Origin of the sequence: Mycobacterium sp. (assembly GCF_036273375.1) — a bacterium.
Classification (GTDB): Bacteria; Actinomycetota; Actinomycetes; order Mycobacteriales; family Mycobacteriaceae; genus Mycobacterium.
In genome coordinates, this window is record NZ_DASUHS010000207.1 from 1 (window position 1) to 2,888 (window position 2,888).

At 64.9% G+C, this 2,888-nt stretch carries 3 protein-coding genes and 1 pseudogene; 3 read left to right on the top strand and 1 reads right to left on the bottom strand.

All coding sequences use genetic code 11. The annotated features are described in order from the left end of the window. A pseudogene (locus VFW69_RS18675) lies at nucleotides 1-199 on the bottom strand (fatty acid desaturase); the annotation flags it as partial. A gap of 200 nt (nucleotides 200-399) precedes the next feature. On the opposite strand from VFW69_RS18675, the gene VFW69_RS18680 reads away from it, so the two are divergent. Genes VFW69_RS18680 through VFW69_RS18690 form a run of 3 tightly spaced genes read left to right on the top strand, consistent with a single transcriptional unit; the run spans nucleotide 400 to nucleotide 2,500 of the window. Further along, nucleotides 400-1,599 carry a cytochrome P450 gene (locus VFW69_RS18680; RefSeq protein ID WP_526503309.1) on the top strand — a complete coding sequence of 400 codons (1,200 nt, stop codon included), beginning with the start codon at nucleotides 400-402 and terminating at the stop codon, nucleotides 1,597-1,599. A gap of 3 nt (nucleotides 1,600-1,602) precedes the next feature. Further along, on the top strand, nucleotides 1,603-1,797 hold the full coding sequence (locus VFW69_RS18685) for a ferredoxin (protein WP_526503311.1): 195 nt from the start codon (nucleotides 1,603-1,605) through the stop codon (nucleotides 1,795-1,797). 31 nt (nucleotides 1,798-1,828) lie between these two features. Next, nucleotides 1,829-2,500 (top strand): TetR/AcrR family transcriptional regulator, encoded by a 672-nt coding sequence (locus VFW69_RS18690; RefSeq protein WP_526503313.1) that lies wholly within the window; start codon nucleotides 1,829-1,831, stop codon nucleotides 2,498-2,500. Nucleotides 2,501-2,888: the final 388 nt, after the last annotated feature.

The following is a 2,888-nucleotide window of genomic DNA, read 5'->3' on the forward strand; positions in this document are numbered from 1 at the left end:
CTAGCGCACCCGCACCGAGATCTCGGCCAGCCGGTGCTCGGCAGATCCGATACAGGTGATGCTCAATCTGATACGAGAGATTGCCGGTCATGAACGCCATCACCGGGCCGGCGTCAATGTTGCTGCTGCCCAGCATCTGACGCAGATACCACTGCCCCTTGGTCTCGCCCTCCAGGTGGCGCTTGGTGAACATTTCAGCGGATGGACAAGCTCACCGAGCAGGTCCTGTGCATCTTTGGTGTCATACCGGATGAAGCGCGGCGCATCTGCTGCACACCCCTGCCCGATGCAGGCCGGTCCGGCGAACCCGGCTGTGCTGGTTACGGATTCGTGGCCGTAGCAGTGGCCACGTTTTCTAACTGGTAGTAATACTATCGTTTCTGGCGTACACTTGGCGGCATGACGCAGGCACCCGATGTGCCGCAGTACATGCGGCGTGTTGTTCTCGATCCGATTCCGGAGCTCGGTGCTATCCGTGATGCGGTCGGCGTACAGAAGATCGTCACCCCCCTTGGATTACCGGCCTACTTGGTGACCCGTTATGGTGACGTCAAGGCGGCGCTGGCGGATCCCGCACGCTTCTCTAACCGCAAGCCACCAGGCTGGGGGGCCGATTCCACCGCGGTCACCACTGAAGAGCACGCACAGCTCAGCGCCGGAAACCTGCTCGGGATCGACCCCCCACAACACCAGCGGCTGCGCCGCATGCTCACTCCCGAATTCACAATCCGGCGGATGAAGCGCCTGGAGTCGCGCATCGTCGAGATCGTCGAGCAGCACCTGGACGCAATGGAACAGGCCGGGTCGCCCGCCGACCTCGTCGCGAGTTTCGCGCTGCCGATCCCGTCCCTGGTGATCTGCGAATTGCTTGGTGTGCCCTACGAGGATCGCGAGGACTTTCAGCGGCGCTCGTCGCGCCAGCTCAATTTCAGAATCCCAACCACCGAGCGCTTCGCCGAGCAGCGCGCGAGCCGCGAATACATGATGACTCTCGTTCAGCGGGCGCGGCGCAAGCCAGGCGAGGACATGCTCGGCATGCTGGTTCGTGAGCACGGCACCGAAGTCAGCGACGACGAACTCGTCGGCATCGGGGGACTGCTGCTGCTGGCCGGACATGAGACAACGTCGAATATGTTGAGCCTTGGCACTATTGCGCTGCTACAACACCCCGATCAACTGGCCGCAGTTCGCGACGACCCCGATGCCGTCGGGCCGGCCATCGAGGAACTGCTGCGATACCTGTCGGTGGTGCAGAACGCGATTCCGCGGATCACCACGTCCGAAGTCGAGGTCGGCGGCGTGGTCATCCCGGCCGGGCATCTCGTGATCCTCTCGCTGCCCGCTGGCAATCACGATCCCCACTTCATCCACGCGCCGGACGCCTTCGACATCAGCCGCGGCGCGCCCGGTCACCTGGCATTCGGCCACGGTGTGCACCACTGCCTCGGGGCGCCGCTGGCGCGGATGGAAATGCGGATCGCTTTCCCGGCATTGCTGCGCCGCTTCCCACACCTGGCGCTCGACGAAGAACTCACCGACGTGCCGTTCCGCGAGCTGAACCTCATTTACGGCGCAGAGTCGCTGAAGGTGAGGTGGTGACCCGTGAAAGTTGTGGCAGACCGCGACATCTGCATCGGCGCCGGCATGTGCGTGATGACCACCGACGCAGTCTTCGATCAAGACGATGAGGGCATTGTCGTGGTGCTCACCGAGCAGATACCGGCTGACGACGAGATGCGGGTCCGCAACGCAGTCGATCTCTGCCCGTCCGGGGCTTTGAGCATCGCTCGGCAGTGACCTCGCCCGGTAACGTGCCCCACGACTACCAATGACCGCCAGCAGCACGCCCGGCCTGCGATCTGACGCGGCGCGCAACCACCAACGGATTGTGACCGCCGCCGCGGCCGCATTCGAAGAAGACGGTCCCGCGGTCTCGCTGGACGACATCGCCCGCCGCGCAGGCGTAGGAATCGCGACGCTCTACCGGCGTTTCGGGACCCGTGAGGAACTCATCAAGGCTGTTGCCGAGCATGTCTTCGCCGCCGAGATCGCCAGTGCCATCGTCGAGGACGGAGCGGACCCCTGGGAAGATCTCGTCGCGACACTCACCGCCACCATCGACGCGTTCGCCGCTCACCCGGTCCTGACGTCACTCGCAAAGGAGCACGCGGTCATGGGCATGGACACCATGGCCGCCTACGCCGCGGCCAAAGAACGAGTACTGGGTCGTGCCCGCGACGCGGGAATGGTGCGCCAGGACCTGACCGCCGACGATATGACGGCGGTGGTCTGGATGGCACTGGCTATCGTGCACAACACGGGCCGCGACACCGCCGTCAACCGCCGTTACTTGACCCTGCTCTTCGACGGACTACGGCCCACCGGGCAGCGCCTCCCCGCGGCTCGATCCGAGTCGCCGAGTGGCAGTGCGAATCGTGAACCGCGCAGGTCGCACAAACGACCTTGCTCGGTCGGCCGACCCGATACCCCGCGACCGTAACTGGCTGCTACCGACCTAGCAAATTTCGTCTCCGGGTATTGGTCAGGCTCCGCGGGCGCGCAGGCCGGCGGCGATCATGTCGGAGACCAGGCACGCATGCTCGCGCACGGCGTCGGGGTCCAGGGGGTCCACCGGGGTTGAGCATCTTGGCGAAGGGCACCATGCTGAACGGCGCGGCCGCTCCTTGGGGCGCTCACGAAGTGCAGGCTTCGAATGTCCACCTCGGTGAGCACGCCGCGGTCGACCAACGTCTTGACCGGGGCCAGCAGGCCAGCGGCAGTGGGACCACGTGGGCCTCATATGAGTAGGTCAGCCTCGGGTTGGCGGTGGCGGCTTCCGTGGTCACCAGCCGACTCATGTGCGGGTGTCGGGAGTGCACCTCCAATAG

Excerpts from the sequence above, each read along its gene's own strand:
- VFW69_RS18680 (WP_526503309.1), top strand. The coding sequence starts at position 400 with ATGACGCAGGCACCCGATGTGCCGCAGTACATGCGGCGTGTTGTTCTC.
- VFW69_RS18690 (WP_526503313.1), top strand. The coding sequence starts at position 1,829 with ATGACCGCCAGCAGCACGCCCGGCCTGCGATCTGACGCGGCGCGCAAC.